Here is a 17,963-nt window from a genome sequence, read left to right on the forward strand (position 1 = left end):
TCGCCACGGGTCCGGATGTGAGCGTGCGAAGGGGACCCGTACTGGAGATGGATGAGACGCATGCTCGATGTCTTTGGGATTGACGCCCTCACTGAATGCGTGTACCGGGGGATGCTGGCCCACCCCGAAGCCGGAGTCACGGGACTGAGCGACGAATTAGGTCTCTCCCGGGAAGAAATACGGACCGCTCTCGACAGACTCAGCGAAATGGCGCTCATACGGCCGTCCACCGAGGATCCGCAGCGTATGCACGCGCTCAATCCCCAGCTGGGCATGGAAATGCTGATCGCCCGGCAGCAGGCCGAACTCGCTGTACAGCAGCAGCGGGTGGAGGAGGGGCGGGCGGCGGCCGCGCGCATCATATCGGAATTCGCCCTCGAGGATGCCTCGACCGTAAAGGGGGACGCGGAACACGTCGAGGGTCTCGACAATATCCGGGATCATCTGGCCGCGATGAACAACGAGGTGGAGAACGAGTTCCTCACCTTCGCGCCCGGCGGCGCCCAGACCGAGGCCAATATGCGGAACTCACGGCCGTTGAACCGGCGGCTGCTGGACCGCGGTGTGCGGATGCGGACCGTCTACCTCGACAGCATCCGCAACGACTCGGCCTCGGTGGCACACGCGGAGTGGCTCACCTCGCACGGGGCGCAGGTACGGACGGCCCCCTCGCTGCCCAACCGGATGATCATCTGGGACCGGCGGGTCGCGCTCATCGCCGCGAACAGCGACGACACGGCGGCCGGGGTCACGATCCATCGGGCGCAGGGCACGGTGGCGGCCCTGTCCGCGCTGTTCGAGAACGTATGGCAGACGGCCGAGCCGTTCGGGGTGGAGAGCCGTCCGAAGGAGCCCGACGGGTTGAACCCCCAACAGCTGGAGGCGCTGCGCCTGTTGGCGCTGGGGCACACGGACGAGATGGTCGCCAAGCGGCTCGGGGTCTCGGCGCGCACGGCCCGCCGTATCGCCACCGCCCTGATGGAGCACTTCGACTCCCGCAGCCGGTTCCAGGCCGGAGTGCGGGCCGCCCAGCAGGGGTTCATCCAGGGCTGATCACACGAGTAAGCGGGAACGACGCCGGGTCGCGTTCAACCGTCTCGCCGGCCGGGCCGGTCCCGGCCATGGCCCAAACCGGCCCGCGACCGTCGGCAGGGCATGTTCGGCGGGCGCCCCAAGCTAGGGGCATGTATCTCATTCACCTTGCCCTGGAGCCCTGCGGTCGTGGTGTCGGCGGTGGTTCTCTGCCGACGGACACCGGGTCGGCGATAGCCGCGTGTGCCGGTGAGGCCGACGCGCTCGAACATGTCACCGTGCACCGGGACGACCCCGTGCGACCGGTGGTGGGGTTCTTCCTGCGCGCGGCCTGTCTCGAAGAGGCCGAGGCCGCGGCGGAGCGGCTCTGGCGACGGACGGCCGCGTGTCGGCCCGACCTGCGTACCTGGCATGTGAGGTGTTCCGAGTCGCCCCTATTCGTGCCGGACACCGGATGGCCCTGGTGGCCCAGGACTGAATAGGCCACGGCCAGTTTGGGCCATCGGCTTCCACTTCCCTCTCCATCTCCGAGCCGCAAAACTCTTCCTCGTCGGAAGCACACCACCACCCTCAGAGGAATGGGCATGGAATTCATGGCATTCATGGCATCCAAGGGGACGGTTCGGAAAGCTCAGGACGACTCCGGCTGGCAGTGACGGCACAACCGGGGGCCACCGGGGGCCGGAAAACCCAGGAAGGGAATTTCGTGAGTGCACAGGGCGTCCAGATCCAGGGAAAATCTTTCGAAGACCTGGCCGAAGAATTCGGCACGCCGTTGTTCGTCTACGACGCGGACGTGCTGGAGGGAACCTTTCGCGAACTGCGCGGACTGCTTCCCGAGTCCGTCGACATCTTCTTCTCGCTCAAGGCCAACCCGAACATCAGCGTGTGCGCGTTCCTCGGCGCGCGGGGCGCGGGGGCCGAGGTCTCCTCGTACGCCGAACTGGTCACCGCGCTCCGGGCCGGCGTCGCGCCGCGGGACATCATTTTCCTGGGGCCGGGCAAGGACCTTCGCGAGCTGACGGCCTGCGTCGAGGCGGGGATTCACGCGGTGGTGTGTGAATCGCTGGAAGAGCTACAGCAGTTGGACTGTCTGGCGGGCGAGCGTGGGGTCAAGGTCCCTGTGGTTCTCCGGGTGAATCCCTCCTTCAGCGCCAAGGGGTCCGGGCTGGCCATGGGCGGGAAACCCCGGCAGTTCGGTATCGACGAGGAGGAACTGCTGGGCGCCAAGGGGGAGTTGGCGGAGCTGCGGAACATCCGAGTGCGGGGCGTCCACGCCTATATGGGGACGCGGTTCCTCCACCACGAGGACGTGGTCCGCAACACCCGCGAGGTGCTCACCGCCGCCGAGAACCTGGCAGGGCGGCTCGGTTTCCCACTGGAGACCGTGGACTTCGGCGGCGGTCTGGGAGTCGCCTACTTCGACAACGAGGAGGACCTCGACCTGGTGGCACTCGGCGAGGGCATGCGCGCCGCGATCGCGCCCTTCGTCCGGCGCAACCCGAGGTGCCGGCTGATCATCGAGCTCGGCCGCTTCCTCACGGCGACGGCCGGCACGTATGTCGTACGCGCCCGGTATGTGAAGGAATCCAGGGGCGAGACGTTCGTCGTCGCGGACGGCGGCACGAACCACCACATGGCGGCGGTCGGCGTCGGCAGCTTCGTCAAGCGCAACTTTCCCGTCGTCCACCTGAGTCCACGACCGACCGAACGGACCGAACGGACCGAACAGATCGAGCGGATCGAGCTGACTTCGCCGACCTCGCCGACCCCGCCGTCTTCGCCGTCTTCGCCGTCTTCGCCCTTCGAGCCGTCTGTGTCCCGCTACACCCTCACCGGGCCGCTCTGCACGCCGAACGACGTGGTCGCCAAGAAGGTCGAACTGCCCGAGGTGCGGCCGGGGGACCTGTTGGGGGTGGAGCGCTCGGGGGCATACGGGCCGACCGCGTCGCCGGGTCTCTTCCTGAGCCACGGTTACCCGGCCGAGGTCGTCGTCCATCGCGGCCGGGCCCATCTGGTCAGGGAGCGGGACACCACCGAGGACCTGCTGGCCAAGCAGCGGCTCGTCGACTTCGGCCTCGACTCCCGATCCGACTCCGGCTCCGGCTCCGGCTCCGGCTCCGACGGCACCCCTTGAGTCTGCGGATCGGCATCGACGTGCTCGACCGCGACGAACTCCGCGCGCTGCTCGACCGGCCGTGGTTCCTGCGGTTCGGTTACGCCCCCGAAGAGACGGCTCTCGCCGACGCGATGGGGGCCGAGCGCCGCCTGGAGTTCCTGGCCGGACGGTTCGCCGCCAAGGAGGCGGTGCTCAAGGTGCTGGGCACCGGGATGCTCCAGGGCGTCGCGCCCCACGAGATCTGGGTGGACCGGGACTCCGACGGGGCTCCCGTCGTCCGGTTCCGGGGGCGCGCGGCGCGGTTGGGGCCACCGGACATCGCCCTGTCCATCACCCACAAGCAGAACGTGGTCGCGGCGGTCGCGATCGCCCTGCCCGGCGGCGGCACCTCCGGATCCGCTGACAGGCCCATCGACGGAAACGACAGAAAGATCGACAGAAAGACCGACAGAGAGGAGTTCGCCATCATGTCGTCCGCGGCGGACAGCGACGAGGACCACCGCAGCACAGAGCGGCACGCGGAGCAGCACACCATGGCCTTCCTGCGCGTACGGGTCGGTCAGGAGGAGGCCCACTACGGCGGTGGTCTGGTCGACGGCGCCCGGCTCATGCGGCTCTTCGGGGATCTGGTCACCGAGATCACCGTACGGACGGACAGCGACGAGGGGCTGCTCTCCGAGTACTCCGACGTCCGGTTCACCGCGCCCGTGCATCCCGGCGACTACATCGAGGCGAGCGGCCGGCTCGTGCGCAGCACCAGGTTGCGCCGGATCGTGGAGCTACGGGCCCACAAGGTGATCGCCGCCCGGCCCAGCGCCGGTGCCAGCGCGGCCGAGGTGCTCGACGAACCCCAACTCGTCTGCTCGGCGACGGCCACGACGGTGGTGCCGATCGGGAAGGTCGCCAGGAACAGGGGGGCGGCTGTGCGCACTTCACCCACCCGGCCGGTCGCCGCCACCACCACAGCCGCCGCCGCCGCGACGAGGGAGCCCTGATGTCCACAGAGTTCCAACGGTTCCCGGCCCCCGCCGAGCGGCCCGCGCCCCCAACCCCAGCGGTACTCCCGGCACCCTCCACCCCCCACCTCCTCCACCACCTCCTCGACCTGGCCGCCGAACGCACCCCCCAGGCCCCCGCCCTGAGCACACGCGGCGGCAGTCTGACCTACGGCGAGCTGGCCGACGCCAGTGTGCGGGTGGCCGGGCGGCTTCGGCGGGAGGGGCTGGGCCGGGGTGACCGTCTCGTCGTGAAGGCGGCGGACGGGCTCGGTGTGGCGATGCTGGTGTACGCCGCGTCCCGGATCGGGGCGGTGTTCAGCGTGCTGCACGAGCAGGTGCGCGGCGGCCCGTTGGAGCACGTGCTGGGCGACTGCGAGCCCCGTGTCCTCGTCTCCGACGACCCGGAGGCCCTCCGTACCGCGGAGGGGGTCGGCGTCACGGCCGTACGGAGCGAGGACCTCGTACGAACGGCCCTCGACCCTCGTGTACCCGGTGCCCACCACGCCGCCCCACCGACCGACCCTCACGATCGCGGCCGCCCGCTTCCCGGGAACCGCACCACTCCCCCTCAGCCCAGCCCCGGCCGCCTCGCGCGAAACGGCACCGCTCCCTCTCCGTCCACCGCCGCCCCCCTCACCGTCGACCCGGTCAGCCTCATCTACACCTCGGGGACCACGGCCCTGCCCAAGGCGGTGGTGAGCACTCACCAGCAGGTGCTGTTCGCGGCGTCCGCCATCCAGGCCTGTCTCGGATACCGCGCCGACGACGTCGTGTACTGCCCGCTGCCGCTCTCCTTCGACTACGGCCTCTACCAGCTCTACCTGTCCGCGCTGAGCGGAGCGCGGCTGCATCTGGGGACGGTCGAGGAGGCGGGGCCGCCGCTGCTGCGGAGTCTGGAGGAGAGCGGGGCGACGGTGCTGCCGGGGGTGCCGTCCGTCGCCGACCGGCTGGCGTGGCTGTTGCGGCGCGGTTCCGGGAAAGCGAGCGGCCGGCTGCGGGGGCTGCGGCTGCTCACCAACACCGGGGCGGCGCTGTCCGACACCACCATGGCCGCGTTGCGCGGCGCGCTGCCGGGGCTGCGGATCCAGGTGATGTACGGCCTCACCGAGTGCAAGCGCACCGCGATCATGCCGCCCGACGGCGACCTCGCCCGGCCCGGCTCCTGCGGGCTGCCGCTGCCCGGCACCGAGGTCTTCGTCGTCGGGGACGACGGCGAGCGGCTGCCGGCCGGCGAGATCGGGCAGTTCGTGGTCCGCGGACCGCATGTGATGGCCGGCTACTGGCGGCGCCCCGAACTGACCGCCGAGCGCTTCCCGCGTGCCGAGGGGCTCTTCCCCGAGCTGCGCACCGGCGACTACGGCCGGCAGGACGACGACGGCTACCTCTACTTCGCCGGGCGCCGCGACGACCTCTACAAGGAGCGCGGCTTCCGGCTCAGCGCCACCGAGGTCGAGGCCGCGGCGGCCCGCGTCGAGGGCGTCGTATCGGCCGCCGTCCTGCCTCCCGACGGCCGGCGGTCCGCGGTGCTCGCCGTGGTCGCGGACCTGCCCGCGGAGGAGGTGCGCGAGCGCATGCGCGACCTGATCGAACCCTTCAAGATCCCCCGGCGCTGCGTACGCCTCGACGCGCTGCCCGTGAACGGCAACGGAAAGGTCGACCGGAAGCAGCTGGCCGCCCTGGTGGCCTCCCCCGACTCGCTCGCACCGGCCGCCCGCTGATCGCCCTCGCCACCCTTCCTCGGCACACCAGCACACCAGCACACCAACCCCACAGGTAAGGACATGTGATGGATCGCCAGAACGTCGTCACCGCACTCGAAAACGCCCTCACCCACGTCCTCGAACGGCCCGTCACCGGTCTCCACGGCGACATCCGGCTCTTCGACGACCTGCACCTGGACTCCACGACGATGCTCGAAATGCTGATGGCGCTGGAGGACTCCATAGGCCTGGTCGTCGACCCGGAGGAGCTGGACGCGGACGACTTCGTCTCGGTGGACACCTTCACCGACTTCGTCCTCGCCTCGGGTGCCACAGCCGATACCGAGCGGGCAGCCGTATGACCATCGCCCCGCCCGACCTGAGCGTCTTCGAGACCCTGGAGTCGGAGGTCCGAAGCTACTGCCGGGGCTGGCCCACCGTCTTCGACCGGGCCCGCGGCAGCCGGCTGTACGACGAGGACGGCCATGTCTACCTGGACTTCTTCGCGGGCGCCGGTTCGCTCAACTACGGGCACAACAACCCCGTGCTCAAGCGGGCGTTGCTCGACCATCTGGAGCGGGACGGCGTCACCCAGGGCCTCGACATGGCCACCACCGCCAAGCGGACGTTCCTGGAGACCTTCCAGAACCTCGTACTCCGGCCGCGCGACCTGCCGTACAAGGTCATGTTCCCGGGGCCGACCGGCACGAACGCCGTGGAGGCCGCGCTGAAGCTGGCGCGGAAGGTCAAGGGCCGGGAGTCGGTCGTGTCCTTCACGAACGCCTTCCACGGCATGTCACTCGGCTCGCTCGCCGTCACCGGCAACGCCTTCAAGCGGGCCGGGGCCGGGGTGCCCCTGGTGCACGCGGTTCCGCTGCCGTACGACAGCTACTTCAGTCGCTCCGACGGCTTCCGGGCCGACGGCCGGGTCCCCGGACCCCCCGGACCCCCCGGACCTCCCGGACCCCTCGGACTCCCCGGGCTTGCCGAGGAGCTTCCTGAATTCCTCTGGTTCGAGCGGTTGCTGGAGGACCGGGGCTCGGGTCTGGACACGCCCGCCGCGGTGATCGTGGAGACCGTGCAGGGCGAGGGCGGTGTGAATGTCGCCCGCCCGGAGTGGCTGCGGGCGCTGGCCGCGCTGTGCGAGCGGCGGGACATGCTGCTCGTCGTCGACGACATCCAGATGGGCTGCGGTCGTACGGGCGCGTTCTTCTCCTTCGAGGAGGCGGGCATCGTCCCGGACATCGTGACCGTGTCGAAGTCGATCAGCGGGTACGGGCTGCCGATGTCCCTGACACTGTTCAAGCCGGAGCTGGACGTCTGGGAGCCGGGCGAGCACAACGGCACCTTCCGAGGCAACAACCCGGCGTTCGTCACCTCGGCCGCCGCGCTCGACGCGTACTGGGCCGACGACCAGACGGAGAAGCAGACCCTCGCCCGCGGCCAGCAGGTCGAACAGGCGCTGCTCGCCCTCGTCGACGAGCACCGGGACGCCGTCCACCGGGGCCGCGGCCTGGTCTGGGGAGTCGAGTTCCACGACCGGGCGCGGGCCGCGGCCGTCTGCCGCCGCGCCTTCCAGCTCGGCCTGCTCCTGGAGACCTCGGGCCCCGAGGACGAGGTCGTCAAGCTGCTGCCTCCGCTGACCATCACCCCCGACGAACTGGACGAGGGGCTGCGCGTCCTGGCCCGAGCCGTCCGCGAGACCGCGTGACCCCAGCACCGGACCGCCTGACAACAGCACCGGACCGCCTGACCAGACGACGAGACCGCCTGACCACTGAAAGGGCTGAACTCACCGTGATCGTCCGATCGTTCAAGGACATCGAGAACACCGACCGGCATGTGAAGGCGAAATCAGGCACCTGGGAGAGCAAGCGCATCGTGCTCGCCAAGGAGCGAGTCGGCTTCTCCCTGCACGAGACCACCGTCTACGCGGGCACCGAGACGACCATGTGGTACGCGAACCACATCGAGGCCGTGCTCTGCGTGGCGGGCGAGTCCGAGCTCACCAACGAGGAGACCGGCGAGAAGCACTGGATCACTCCGGGCACGATGTACCTCCTCGACGGCCATGAGCGGCACACGCTGCGGCCGAAGACCGACTCCCGTTACGTCTGCGTGTTCAACCCGCCGGTGACCGGCGCCGAGGACCACGACGAGTCCGGCGCGTACCCGCTGCTGACCGGAGTCACCGAACTGACCGGTGAGGGGGCGGGCCGACCGTGACCACCTCGATCGACGCGCGGACCACCGCCAAGGACACCTCCAACGACACGGCCAAGGACACGGCCGCCGAACCGGCCCGGAGGGCCGTCTTCCGTGAGCCGCGTCCCGAAGACGGCTTCGCTGTTTGGGAGTTGGTGAAGAACACCCCCGGCCTGGACACCAACAGCCCCTACTCCTACGTCCTGTGGTTCCGGGACTTCGCCGACTGCTCGCTGCTCGCCACCGTGAACGGCGAGATCGTCGGCTTCCTCACCGGCTACCGGCGTCCCGACGAGCCCGAGACGTACTTCGTCTGGCAGACGGCCGTCAGCCCTCGGCACGGCATCCCGTTCCTCGGCGTACGGCTCTTCGAGGCCGCGGCCGAGCGGCAGCGCGAGCGCGGCGCCCGGTACGTCGAGGCCACCGTCTCCGCCGACAACAAGGCCATCCTCATGGTCCTCAAGCAGTACGCCCGCAAGCGGTCGGCCGAGGTCGCCGAGCGTGTGCTGTTCCCGGCCGCGTGGCTCGGCGACGGCCATCACGACGAGGTCCTGCACCGCATCGGCCCCCTCAGCACCGACACCCACCAGGAGAAGGAGAAGGCATGACCACCGCCGCCACCCGCATCGACCGCTACCCGACCCGCGTCACCGGCGAGGCCATCGCCCAGCCACGCCTCGACCCGACCGTGTGGGGCACCCAGGAGGGGCCGCTGAGCCGACGGGAACTGGAGCGCTACGAGGCCGACGGCTACCACGTCTTCGACGACCTGCTCAGCGAGCAGGAGGTCCAGCTCTACCGTGCGGAACTCCAGCGGCTGAGCGAGGACCCGGCGGTGCTGGCGGGCGACCGCGTGGTGCTGGAACCGGACTCCGACCGCCTCCGTTCCGTCTTCGAGGTCGAGAAGGTCAGTGAGGTCTTCGCCGACCTGCTCGCCTCGCCGCGGCTGACGGACGCGGCCCGGCAGGTGCTGGGCTCGGAGGTGTATGTCCACCAGAGCCGCGTCAACTACAAGCCCGGCTTCGGCGGCGCCCAGTTCGACTGGCACTCGGACTTCGAGACCTGGCACGCCGAGGACGGCATGCCCAGGCCGCGCGCGTTCAGCGTGTCCATCGCGCTCAGCGAGAACTACGAGTTCAACGGCCCGCTCATGGTCATGCCGGGCACGCACAGGACGTTCGTCCCGTCGGTCGGCGAGACGCCCCCCGACTTCCACAAGGAGTCGCTGCGGGTGCACCGCATCACCGTGGGCTCTCCCGGCCCGGAGCACCTGACGCGGATGGCCCAGGAGCACGGGATCAAGCAGATCGCCGGACCGGCCGGATCCGCGGTGATGTTCGACTCGAACCTGATGCACGGCTCGAACGGCAACATCACCCCGTTCGCTCGGTCCAACATCTTCATCGTCTACAACAGCGTGGAGAACGCCCTGGAGGAGCCGTACGCCGCCGCCGTGCCCCGGCCGCAGCACTTGGGTAACCGGGAGTTCCCGCGCGGGATGTGACCGGCGGCGACCCGTACGACCAGTGGGGCGGCTCCTCGAAGGGGCCGCCCCACTCGGCGTCACAGGACGCGGAACGCTCCGGCGTCACAGGGCACGGAACGCCCGACGTCACAAGGCGCGGAACGCGCGACGTCACAGGGCACGGAACGCCCGACGTCACAGGGCGCGGAACGTCGTGCGGTACGCGCTCGGGGACGTCCCCAGGGCCGCCTGGAAGTGCCGGCGCAGATTGGCCGCCGTACCGAGGCCCGTGCGCGCGGCGATCTGGTCGACCGGCAGGTCCGACTCCTCCAGCAACTCCCTGGCCCGCTCGACGCGTTGCTGGGTGAGCCAGTTCATCGGAGTCATGCCGACCTCCTCGCGGAACCGCCGGTTGAAGTTGCGCACGCTCATCGCCTCCCTGGACGCCAACTGCCCCAGGGTGACGGGCTCATGGAGGTGCCGCAGCGCCCATTCGCGGGCCGCGGATGTGGCGGGCGCCGAGAGGGCGGGCACGGGACGGCGTACGTACTGGACCTGGCCGCCCTCACGGTGCGGGGGCACGACGGTGCGGCGGGCCACGTCGCCCGCGACGGCCGTGCCGTGGTCGCGGCGGATCATGTGCAGGCACAGGTCGATGCCGGAGGCGCAGCCGGCCGAGGTCAGGACGTCTCCGCCGTCGGTGTAGAGCACGTCCGGGTCCAGCTCGACCCGGGGGAACAGCCGGGCGAAGAGGTCGGTGTACCGCCAGTGGGTGGTGGCCGTGTGCCCGTCGAGCAGCCCGGCCGAGGCGAGGACGAAGGCACCGGTGCAGATGGAGGCCATCCGGGTGCCGGGGCGGATGCGGGCGAGGGCGTCCGCGAGCGGGGCGGTGAGGTCGGGGGTGTCCTGGACGTAGTCCTCGTGGGACGACAGGACGATGACGGTGTCCGCCTCGGCCAGGGCCTCCGGGCCGTACGGGACGTTGACGGTGAAGTCGCCGTCCGTGCGGGTGACACCGGCCCGCAGCCCACAGGTGACGACCTCGTACAACGGTTCCCCCGCCGCCGTCGCGCCCTCTCTGGCCTGCCCGAACAGCTGGTGCACGATGCCCAGCTCGATGGGCAGGAGCAACTGGCGGGCGAGTACGGCGACGCGGTGGCGGCCGGGGTCGGCGAAGACAGGCATGGCCATATTGTTGCGTATATGGTCCATCTGGCCACTCGTGAGGACGGGACCCGGTCACCAGGCTGGAGACATGGCTGAGTTGACGACCCGGACGACGCACACCGAGCACAAGGACACCGAGCGCACCGAGCACACCGAGCACACCGACTTCGAGCACACCGAGCACACGGACTTCGAGCACAAGGACATCGAACACGCCGAACGCCCGGAAGACACCGGCCCTCCAGGCGCGCCCGGCACGGCCGACCCCCGCTTCCACCGCGCCTGGGCCGTCGCCGTCGCCGCGGGCGCGGCCATCGTCACCGCCGGGGCCTTCACCACCGTCCCCGGTCTGCTGGTGACCCCGCTGCACGAGAGCTACGCCTGGGACCGGGGCCAGATCGCCCTCGCCGCCTCGGTGAACATGGTGCTGTTCGGTCTCACGGCCCCGTTCGCCGCCGCGCTGATGGACCGCGTGGGCATCCGGCGTGTGGTCGTGGGCGCGCTGCTGCTCGTCACCGCGGGCGCGCTGCTCACCAGCGTGATGGCACGTCCCTGGCAACTGACCGCGTACTGGGGCGTGTTGATCGGGCTCGGCAGTGGCTGCCTCACGATGACGTTCGCGGCGAGCATCACCGGCAGCTGGTTCGAGCGCCGGCGCGGTCTGGTCACCGGTGTGCTCAGCTCCTCCAGCCATCTGGGCCAGCTGCTCTTCCTGCCGCTGCTCGCGTGGGGCGTCGACCGGCACGGCTGGCGTCCGCCGGTGGTGACGCTGGCGTTCGTGGCCCTCGCGGTGGCCGCCCTCGTCCTCCTGCTGCTGCGCGACCACCCGGCGGACGTGGGCACGAAGCCCTACGGTGCGACGGAGTTCGTGCCGAAGCCGCCGCCGGCGTCCGGGGCGGCGCAGCGTGCCCTGAAGGTGCTCGTCGACGCCGCGCGCACCGGGCCGTTCTGGGTGCTGGCCGGGATGTTCGTCATCTGCGGCGCCTCCACCAACGGGATCATGTGGAGCAACTGGGCGCCCGCCGCCCACGACCACGGCATGCGCGCCACCGCCGCCGCGTCGCTGCTCTCGCTGATCGGCGTGTTCTCCGCGCTGGGTGCGGTCTTCTCCGGCTGGCTCACCGACCGCTTCGACCCGAGCCGGCTGCTGACCGCGTACTTCGCGGTCCGCGCGCTCACCCTGCTGGCGCTGCCGATGGTGTTCTCGTCCACCGTCACCCCGACCATGATCGCCTTTGTCGTGATCTACGGCCTTGTCGACGTCGCCACGGTCCCGCCCGTCATCGCCCTCAGCGACCGCGTCTACGGCGAGGACGGCCCCATCGTCTTCGGCTGGGTCAACTCCGCCCACCAACTCGGCGCGGGCGCCTCCGCGTTCCTGGGTGCCACCGCCCGTGACCTCTTCGGCGCATACGACGTCGTATGGACCACCCTCAGCGCGACCTGCCTCGTCGCGTCCCTGCTGGCTGTGGTCGTACGGGGCCCGCGCCACTGACCCTGGCGCCCTCACTCGCCTCTGAATGCCCGCCGGTACGCGTACGGGCTCGTCCCGACCACCCTCTTGAAGCGGTCCCGGAAGGCTGTGGGGGAGCCGAAGCCCGACTGGGTCGCGATGCGTTCCACCGTGTGGTCGGTGGACTCCAACAGGTACTGGGCTCGGCGGACTCTTGCCCGGTGCAGCCACTGCAACGGTGTCGTGCCCGTCTGTTCGCGGAAGCGGCGGTTCAGGGTGCGGGTGCTGGTGCCCGCGTGGAGGGCGATGTCGTCCAGGGTCAGGTCGCGTTCGACGTTCTCCTCCATCCAGCGCAGGAGGGGTTCCATGGTGGCGCCGGCGGGGGCCGGGGGCTGGTCCTGGACGATGAACTGGGCCTGTCCGCCCTCGCGTTCGAGGGGCATGACGCACATGCGGGCGGTGAACGCGGCGACCGCCGAGCCGTGGTCCTTGCGGATCATGTGCAGGCACATGTCCATGGCCGCGGCCGCGCCCGCCGAGGTCAGGAACTGACCGTTGTCGACGTAGAGGACGTTCGGGTCGACGGTCACCTCCGGGTGGCGGGCCGCCAGATCGGGTGCGGCGATCCAGTGGGTCGTGGCGCGCAGGCCGTCCAGCAGGCCCGTCGCCGCGAAGATGAACGCGCCGACACAGATCGAGGCGATCCGCGTCCCGCTCGCCGCCGCCGCGTGCAGCGCCTCCGTCACGCCCGGCGGCAGCGGCACCGTCGGGTCCTCGGTCCCCGGCAGGATGATCGTGTCGGCCTCGGCCAGCGCGTCGAGACCGTACGGCGCCCGCACGCTGAACGGCCCCGCCTTCACCTCCCCGTCCTCCGCCACCGAGCAGACCCGCACCCGGTACGCCTCCCGCCCGTCCGGCAGCCGCGCCCAGCCGAAGGTGTCGATCGGGGCGGAGAGATCGAAGGGGATGACCTGGTCCAGCGCCAGTACGGCCACGGTGTGCATGGCGGGAGCGTAGGCCTGCACCGGGTTCCCGCCAAGCAGACCTGGGTGTCCAGGGGGGCCTCATGCCTGGTGGCAGACCCCTGGCGAGAATCCGTTGAGTCCTGGCAGTCTCGCCACTTCTACGCGGTCGTCGCGCGCCCTACCGTCCCAGCGTGACCAAGTTCCTGCTCTCCCTCCACGTCCTCGCCGCGATCATCGCCGTCGGACCCATCACCGTCGCGGCCAGTATGTTCCCGCCGAGCGCGCGCAAGGCGCTGGCCGAACCCGGGAGCGAGCGGGCGGTGTCGGCCCTGCGGCTGCTGCACCGGATCTGCCGGGTCTACGGCGGTGTGGGCATCGCCGTGCCCGTGCTCGGGTTCGCCACGGCGATGAGCATGGGGGTGTTGAAGGACGCCTGGCTGATCGTGTCGATGCTGCTGACCGCTCTCGCCGCCATCGTGCTGCTGGCCCTCGTGCTGCCCCGGCAGGAGGAGATCCTGGAGGGGGTCGGGGGTTCCGCGGTCGGCCCGCAAGTCACTGCCCGACTGGCCATGTTCACCGGTGTGTTCAATCTGCTGTGGGCCACGGTCACGATTCTGATGATCGTCCGGCCCGGTTCCTCCACTGGGGCGTAGACCTCCCTGGAAAGCCCCCGTGGCTGCCCCGTGGCAGCCACGGGACACCCCGCCTTCCCAGAACCAGCCATCGCCGGGCATGATCCGGCCATGCATCCACAGCAGTCCGCCTCCCAGGCCTATCTCGCCTCCGTAGCCGCCCGTCTCGCCGCCGACGAATGCCAGACCTGGTGGGAGGACTGGGGTGGGTTGCCCGTGCTCGTGGGGCGGCGGGCCGACTTCCGGCTGCGGTGGATGGGGACCAAGCTGCATCTGTTCACGGTGGCGGCCGCCGTCCCGGAGATCACCATGCCGACCATCGGCACCTTCACCTTCCAGGCGATGGAGTACGCCAAGCGCACCAAGGGCGGGCTGCCGGCCGGTCTACAGACCGGGATCGGCGTGTTCCCGGTGCTGGTCAGCGACCGGGTGGACCCGGCCGCCATGCAGTGGGCGGAGGCACAGGCGCGCAACGAGTGGGCCATCATGGCCCGGCCCGTCGTGGTCGACAGCGCGCGCCGGTATGTGGGCACCTTCCGGCGCAGGGGTTTCATAGGCAGTGGCTACGCGTCGCACCTCATCAAGAAGAGCAGGCTCTACTTCGACGGCCAGTGACGCGGCGGTGGCACTGCCCGTCGGAGGGGGCGGGCGGTACCGCCCGCCCCCTCCGACGGCCGCTGTGCCCTGATCAGCCACTCCTCGTCCACCGCCTCCGCCCTGAACCGCCGCGCCACCGAGGACGCGATCAGCACCCACGCGCCGAGGACGAGCGTGAAGAAGGCCCAGGCGAGGGGCCAGACGGCGGCGTCGGGGGGTTCGGGGTGGCTGTGGAAGGACACGTACATCAGGGCGGACGGTGGGACCGCGACCAGGAGCAACGGCCAGGCCAGGGCGTCCCGACGGCCGAAGTAGGCCGCGAGGAGCAGCAGGACGAGGGCGAGGACGGCGACCCCCAGGACGGTCACGGGGGTCGTCTCCGTGAGGGATCCCTCCAGTTCGGGCCGGTTGCGCAGGTCCCACGGGAGACAGAGGCGGTACGTGGCCGCGGCGAGGGCGGCGCCGAGCAGGCGGGTCAGCCAGCGTTCCGGCCAGGGCCGCGTGCGCAGGGGGCGGAGCAGCTTCTCGGTCATGCGTACGAGGGTTCCGGGACGGGCGGCGGGCCGACAGAGTACGGGTACTCAGCCGGCCGCACCCCGAAGGTACTCAGCGGTACCTGAGTAGCGGCGACGACCGGCGGCCCTGGGTGGCGACGGCGGCCGCAGCCGACAGCGGCTGGGCGATGTCCTCCAGGGAGCGCCGCTCCGCGCGCACCGCGAGGAAGGCCGCGACGAGCCCCGCCGCGCACATCAGGCCCGCCCCGATCTGGAAGGCGAGGACGGTGTCGGCGACGACGCCGGACTCGGTCAGCTGGGCGAAGATCAGCGGGCCGCTGATGCCGCCGGCGGCCGTGCCGAGAGCGTAGAAGAAGGCGATGGCCATGGCCCGGGTCTCCATCGGGAAGACCTCCGAGACGGTCAGGTAGGCGCTGCTCGCGCCGGCCGAGGCGAAGAACAGCACCACGCACCAGCAGACCGTGAGGGACACCGCGTTGAGCGCACCCCGGTCGAACAGCCAGGCCGTGCCGAAGAGCAGCACACCCGACAGCAGATACGTCGACGAGATCATGATCTTGCGGCCGGCCGTGTCGAACAGCTTGCCCAGCAGGAGCGGGCCGAGGAAGTTGCCGGCGGCGATGAAGGCGAAGTAGTAGCCGGTGTCGGAGGTCGGGACGTCGTAGAACGTCGTCAGGATCGCGCCGAAGCCGAAGGTGATCGCGTTGTAGAGGAACGCCTGGCCGATGAAGAGGGAGAAACCGAGGACCGCGCGGCGGCGGTACCGGGAGAAGACCGTACGGGCGATCAGGCCGAAGCCCACGCTCCCGCGCTGATGGATGGTCATCTCCTGGTCGACCGCCGGCAACGGGCGGCCCGTCTCCGTCTCGACCCGCTCCTCCACCTCCCCCACCAGCCGTTCGGCCTCCTGTTCCTTGCCGTGGATCAGCAACCAGCGGGGGCTCTCGGGGACGTTCCGGCGGACCAGCAGGATCACCAGGCCCAGCACCACACCGAGGGCGAAGGTCAGCCGCCAGCCGACGTTCGCCGCGAAGAGGTCCGTGTTCAGGGCGACGATCGACAGGAGCGAACCGCCGATCGCGCCGAGCCAGAAGCTGCCGTTGATGACGATGTCGACGCGGCCCCGGTACCTGGACGGGATCAGCTCGTCGATCGCGGAGTTGATGGCCGCGTACTCGCCGCCGATGCCGAAGCCGGTGAGGAAGCGGAAGAGGAAGAACCACCAGGAGGAGAAGGAGACGGCCGTCAGCGCGGTCGCCGCCAGATAGACCGCCAGCGTCACCATGAACAGCTTCTTGCGGCCGAACCGGTCGGTCATATGGCCGAAGAAGAGGGCGCCCGTACAGGCGCCGGCCACGTATAACGCGGCCGCGATGCCCGTGACCTGCGCGGAGGTGATCGGCAGACCGCTGCCGTCCTCGGAGAGCCGTCCCGCGATGTTGCCGACGACGGTCACTTCCAGACCGTCGAGGATCCACACCGTGCCGAGGCCGATCACCACCGTCCAGTGCCAGCGCGACCAGGGCAGACGGTCCAAGCGGGCCGGTACGGCCGTGGTGACTGTACCGGGGGGCTCCGGGGTCTCCGGGGACTTGTGCGCGGTGACGGCCATGGGCTTACGGCTCCCTCCTCGTCGAGCGAACCCGGTCCGGGTGCCCGTACGAGGTGGGACTACGCCCCGGAGGTGGGACTACGCCCCCAACGCCCGCGACACCGTGTAGATCAGCAGGCCGGCCAGCGAACCCACGACCGTGCCGTTGATCCGGATGAACTGCAGGTCGCGGCCGATATTGGCCTCGATCTTCCTCGTGGTGTGCTCGGCGTCCCAGCCGGCGACGGTCTCGGTGATGAGGGAGGTGATCTCCGCGCGGTAGGTGGTCACGACGTGCACGGCCGCGCCCTCCAGCCACTTGTCGACCTTGGCCTGCGCCAACGGCTCGGTGGCCATCCGGGTGCCCAGCGACAGCAGGGAGGCACGGACACGCAGCCGCAGCTCGCTGCGCTCGTCCTCGGCGGCGGCCACCATCATCGACCGTACGGCCGTCCAGGCGGAGGCGATGAGATCCTGGACCTCGCCCCGGCCGAGCACCTCGCCCTTCAGCCGCTCCACCCGCGCACGCGTGTCCGTGTCGGACTGGAGGTCCGTGGCGAAGTCGGTGAGGAAACGGTCGAGGGCGCCACGGGCCGGGTGGGTGGGTGAGTCGCGCATCTCGGTGACGAAGCGGAGCAGTTCCTTGTAGACCCGCTCACCGATCCTCCGGTCGACGAAGCGCGGGGTCCAGCCGGGGGCGCCGCCCTCGACCGCGTCCATGACCTGCTCGTCGTGGAGGATCAGCCAGTTCTGGGCACGGGCGCAGATCAGGTCGACGGCCCGCCGGTGGCCGCCGTCGACGACGATCTTCTCCAGCATCTTGCCGATGCCGGGCGCTATCTCCTGGGCGTTCGCCCGCCGGGTGATCGCCTCCCCGACCACGGCCTGTACGTCCGAGTCGCGCAGCACGGTCAGCGCGCCCCGGAGCGCGGTCGCCAACTCCGCCGTCACCCGGTCGGCGTTCTGCGGCTCGGCGAGCCACGCGCCGAGCCGGCTGCCGATGCCGACGGCGCGCAACCGCTGCCGTACGACGTCCTGGGAGAGGAAGTTCTCGCCCACGAACTCACCGAGAGTGACGCCCAGTTGGTCCTTCTTGGTGGGGATGATCGCGGTGTGCGGGATGGGCAGCCCGAGCGGATGCCGGAACAGGGCGGTCACGGCGAACCAGTCCGCCAGCGCGCCCACCATGCCCGCCTCGGCCGCCGCCGCGACATAGGCGGCCCAGGCGCCGGCGCCCTCGTGCGAGGCCCACTTGGCCAGCACGTAGACCACCGCCACGAACAGCAGCAGCCCGGCCGCGATGAGCTTCATCTGCCGCACGCCCCGCTGCTTCTCCTCGTCGGCGGCGCTGAAGGTCGTCATGGTGCGGTGCGACACGCGCGGCTCGGCGCTCTCATCCGCTTTCGTACGGTCCATTCACTCCACCCGTTCCTGTCCCCCGTACACATTGTCCCGTTCTCCGGCGCTTCTGCGCTTCGGCGCTTCAACTCTTCGGCGCTTCAACTCTTCGGCGCCTCAGCTCTT

At 70.3% G+C, this 17,963-nt stretch carries 18 protein-coding genes; 13 read left to right on the forward strand and 5 right to left on the reverse strand.

The features are described from left to right. Positions 1–207 precede the first annotated feature (207 nt). From JIX55_RS20260 to thpD, 10 genes are all read left to right on the forward strand, one after another. The gene (locus JIX55_RS20260) at positions 208–1,053 is read left to right on the forward strand and encodes a helix-turn-helix transcriptional regulator (RefSeq protein WP_306820019.1); all 846 of its coding nucleotides are present in this window, start codon (positions 208–210) and stop codon (positions 1,051–1,053) included. 131 nt (positions 1,054–1,184) lie between these two features. Next, complete coding sequence (locus tag JIX55_RS20265; protein WP_257564717.1) at positions 1,185–1,514, forward strand: hypothetical protein; 330 nt, start codon at positions 1,185–1,187, stop codon at positions 1,512–1,514. Positions 1,515–1,738: 224 nt separating this feature from the next. Further along, positions 1,739–3,169, forward strand: coding sequence for an alanine racemase (locus JIX55_RS20270; protein ID WP_257564718.1), 1,431 nt, complete (start codon positions 1,739–1,741; stop codon positions 3,167–3,169). Then, positions 3,166–4,146, forward strand: a complete 981-nt coding sequence (locus tag JIX55_RS20275) for a holo-ACP synthase (RefSeq protein WP_257564719.1) — start codon at positions 3,166–3,168, stop codon at positions 4,144–4,146. Before JIX55_RS20270 ends, JIX55_RS20275 begins: the two co-directional genes overlap by 4 nt. After that, entirely contained in the window at positions 4,146–5,867 is a 1,722-nt protein-coding gene (locus JIX55_RS20280) for a class I adenylate-forming enzyme family protein (RefSeq protein WP_257564720.1), read from the forward strand. The genes JIX55_RS20275 and JIX55_RS20280 overlap by 1 nt, the downstream gene beginning before the upstream one ends. Before the next feature lie 68 nt (positions 5,868–5,935). Continuing rightward, positions 5,936–6,211 (forward strand): phosphopantetheine-binding protein, encoded by a 276-nt coding sequence (locus JIX55_RS20285; protein ID WP_257564721.1) that lies wholly within the window; start codon positions 5,936–5,938, stop codon positions 6,209–6,211. Beyond that, positions 6,208–7,560, forward strand: a complete 1,353-nt coding sequence (locus tag JIX55_RS20290; protein WP_257564722.1) for an aspartate aminotransferase family protein — start codon at positions 6,208–6,210, stop codon at positions 7,558–7,560. The genes JIX55_RS20285 and JIX55_RS20290 overlap by 4 nt, the downstream gene beginning before the upstream one ends. Before the next feature lie 86 nt (positions 7,561–7,646). Continuing rightward, the gene (locus JIX55_RS20295) at positions 7,647–8,075 is read left to right on the forward strand and encodes an ectoine synthase (protein ID WP_257564723.1); all 429 of its coding nucleotides are present in this window, start codon (positions 7,647–7,649) and stop codon (positions 8,073–8,075) included. After that, entirely contained in the window at positions 8,072–8,662 is a 591-nt protein-coding gene (gene ectA / locus JIX55_RS20300; protein ID WP_257564724.1) for a diaminobutyrate acetyltransferase, read from the forward strand. Before JIX55_RS20295 ends, ectA begins: the two co-directional genes overlap by 4 nt. Next, positions 8,659–9,558: an ectoine hydroxylase gene (thpD, locus tag JIX55_RS20305; RefSeq protein WP_257564725.1), complete on the forward strand. Its 900-nt coding sequence runs from the start codon at positions 8,659–8,661 to the stop codon at positions 9,556–9,558. Before ectA ends, thpD begins: the two co-directional genes overlap by 4 nt. Before the next feature lie 156 nt (positions 9,559–9,714). Here the strand turns inward: thpD and JIX55_RS20310 are convergent, their stop codons facing one another. After that, positions 9,715–10,704: a GlxA family transcriptional regulator gene (locus JIX55_RS20310; protein ID WP_443046469.1), complete on the reverse strand. Its 990-nt coding sequence runs from the start codon at positions 10,702–10,704 to the stop codon at positions 9,715–9,717. Positions 10,705–10,774: 70 nt separating this feature from the next. Between JIX55_RS20310 and JIX55_RS20315 the strand changes: the two genes are divergently transcribed. Beyond that, positions 10,775–12,181, forward strand: coding sequence for an MFS transporter (locus JIX55_RS20315; RefSeq protein ID WP_257564727.1), 1,407 nt, complete (start codon positions 10,775–10,777; stop codon positions 12,179–12,181). Between the two features lie 11 nt (positions 12,182–12,192). Here the strand turns inward: JIX55_RS20315 and JIX55_RS20320 are convergent, their stop codons facing one another. Next, entirely contained in the window at positions 12,193–13,143 is a 951-nt protein-coding gene (locus JIX55_RS20320; RefSeq protein WP_257564728.1) for a GlxA family transcriptional regulator, read from the reverse strand. A gap of 152 nt (positions 13,144–13,295) precedes the next feature. Between JIX55_RS20320 and JIX55_RS20325 the strand changes: the two genes are divergently transcribed. Both JIX55_RS20325 and JIX55_RS20330 read left to right on the forward strand, forming a co-directional pair. Beyond that, the gene (locus tag JIX55_RS20325; RefSeq protein WP_257564729.1) at positions 13,296–13,757 is read left to right on the forward strand and encodes a hypothetical protein; all 462 of its coding nucleotides are present in this window, start codon (positions 13,296–13,298) and stop codon (positions 13,755–13,757) included. 90 nt (positions 13,758–13,847) lie between these two features. Beyond that, positions 13,848–14,351, forward strand: a complete 504-nt coding sequence (locus JIX55_RS20330) for a levansucrase (protein ID WP_257564730.1) — start codon at positions 13,848–13,850, stop codon at positions 14,349–14,351. On the opposite strand, the gene JIX55_RS20335 is transcribed toward JIX55_RS20330, so the two are convergent. The 3 genes from JIX55_RS20335 to JIX55_RS20345 all read right to left on the reverse strand — a co-directional run bounded on the left by JIX55_RS20335 (position 14,333) and on the right by JIX55_RS20345 (position 17,855). Beyond that, on the reverse strand, positions 14,333–14,866 hold the full coding sequence (locus JIX55_RS20335) for a hypothetical protein (protein WP_257564731.1): 534 nt from the start codon (positions 14,864–14,866) through the stop codon (positions 14,333–14,335). The genes JIX55_RS20330 and JIX55_RS20335 overlap by 19 nt on opposite strands. A 73-nt stretch (positions 14,867–14,939) precedes the next feature. Beyond that, positions 14,940–16,460: an MFS transporter gene (locus JIX55_RS20340; protein WP_257564732.1), complete on the reverse strand. Its 1,521-nt coding sequence runs from the start codon at positions 16,458–16,460 to the stop codon at positions 14,940–14,942. Between the two features lie 78 nt (positions 16,461–16,538). After that, positions 16,539–17,855, reverse strand: a complete 1,317-nt coding sequence (locus JIX55_RS20345; protein WP_257564733.1) for a DUF445 domain-containing protein — start codon at positions 17,853–17,855, stop codon at positions 16,539–16,541. Between the last annotated feature and the right edge of the window lie 108 nt (positions 17,856–17,963).

Source organism: Streptomyces sp. DSM 40750, assembly GCF_024612035.1.
Classification (GTDB): Bacteria; Actinomycetota; Actinomycetes; order Streptomycetales; family Streptomycetaceae; genus Streptomyces.

What these genes read in the sequence shown, in the direction of transcription:
- thpD (WP_257564725.1), top strand. Translation starts at nt 8,659, where the DNA reads ATGACCACCGCCGCCACCCGCATCGACCGCTACCCGACCCGCGTCACC.
- JIX55_RS20310 (WP_443046469.1), bottom strand. Translation starts at nt 10,704, where the DNA reads ATGCCTGTCTTCGCCGACCCCGGCCGCCACCGCGTCGCCGTACTCGCC.
- JIX55_RS20345 (WP_257564733.1), bottom strand. Translation starts at nt 17,855, where the DNA reads ATGGACCGTACGAAAGCGGATGAGAGCGCCGAGCCGCGCGTGTCGCAC.
- JIX55_RS20330 (WP_257564730.1), top strand. Translation starts at nt 13,848, where the DNA reads ATGCATCCACAGCAGTCCGCCTCCCAGGCCTATCTCGCCTCCGTAGCC.
- JIX55_RS20285 (WP_257564721.1), top strand. Translation starts at nt 5,936, where the DNA reads ATGGATCGCCAGAACGTCGTCACCGCACTCGAAAACGCCCTCACCCAC.
- JIX55_RS20280 (WP_257564720.1), top strand. Translation starts at nt 4,146, where the DNA reads ATGTCCACAGAGTTCCAACGGTTCCCGGCCCCCGCCGAGCGGCCCGCG.
- JIX55_RS20260 (WP_306820019.1), top strand. Translation starts at nt 208, where the DNA reads ATGGCGCTCATACGGCCGTCCACCGAGGATCCGCAGCGTATGCACGCG.
- JIX55_RS20265 (WP_257564717.1), top strand. Translation starts at nt 1,185, where the DNA reads ATGTATCTCATTCACCTTGCCCTGGAGCCCTGCGGTCGTGGTGTCGGC.
- JIX55_RS20340 (WP_257564732.1), bottom strand. Translation starts at nt 16,460, where the DNA reads ATGGCCGTCACCGCGCACAAGTCCCCGGAGACCCCGGAGCCCCCCGGT.
- JIX55_RS20335 (WP_257564731.1), bottom strand. Translation starts at nt 14,866, where the DNA reads ATGACCGAGAAGCTGCTCCGCCCCCTGCGCACGCGGCCCTGGCCGGAA.
- JIX55_RS20290 (WP_257564722.1), top strand. Translation starts at nt 6,208, where the DNA reads ATGACCATCGCCCCGCCCGACCTGAGCGTCTTCGAGACCCTGGAGTCG.
- JIX55_RS20320 (WP_257564728.1), bottom strand. Translation starts at nt 13,143, where the DNA reads ATGCACACCGTGGCCGTACTGGCGCTGGACCAGGTCATCCCCTTCGAT.
- JIX55_RS20315 (WP_257564727.1), top strand. Translation starts at nt 10,775, where the DNA reads ATGGCTGAGTTGACGACCCGGACGACGCACACCGAGCACAAGGACACC.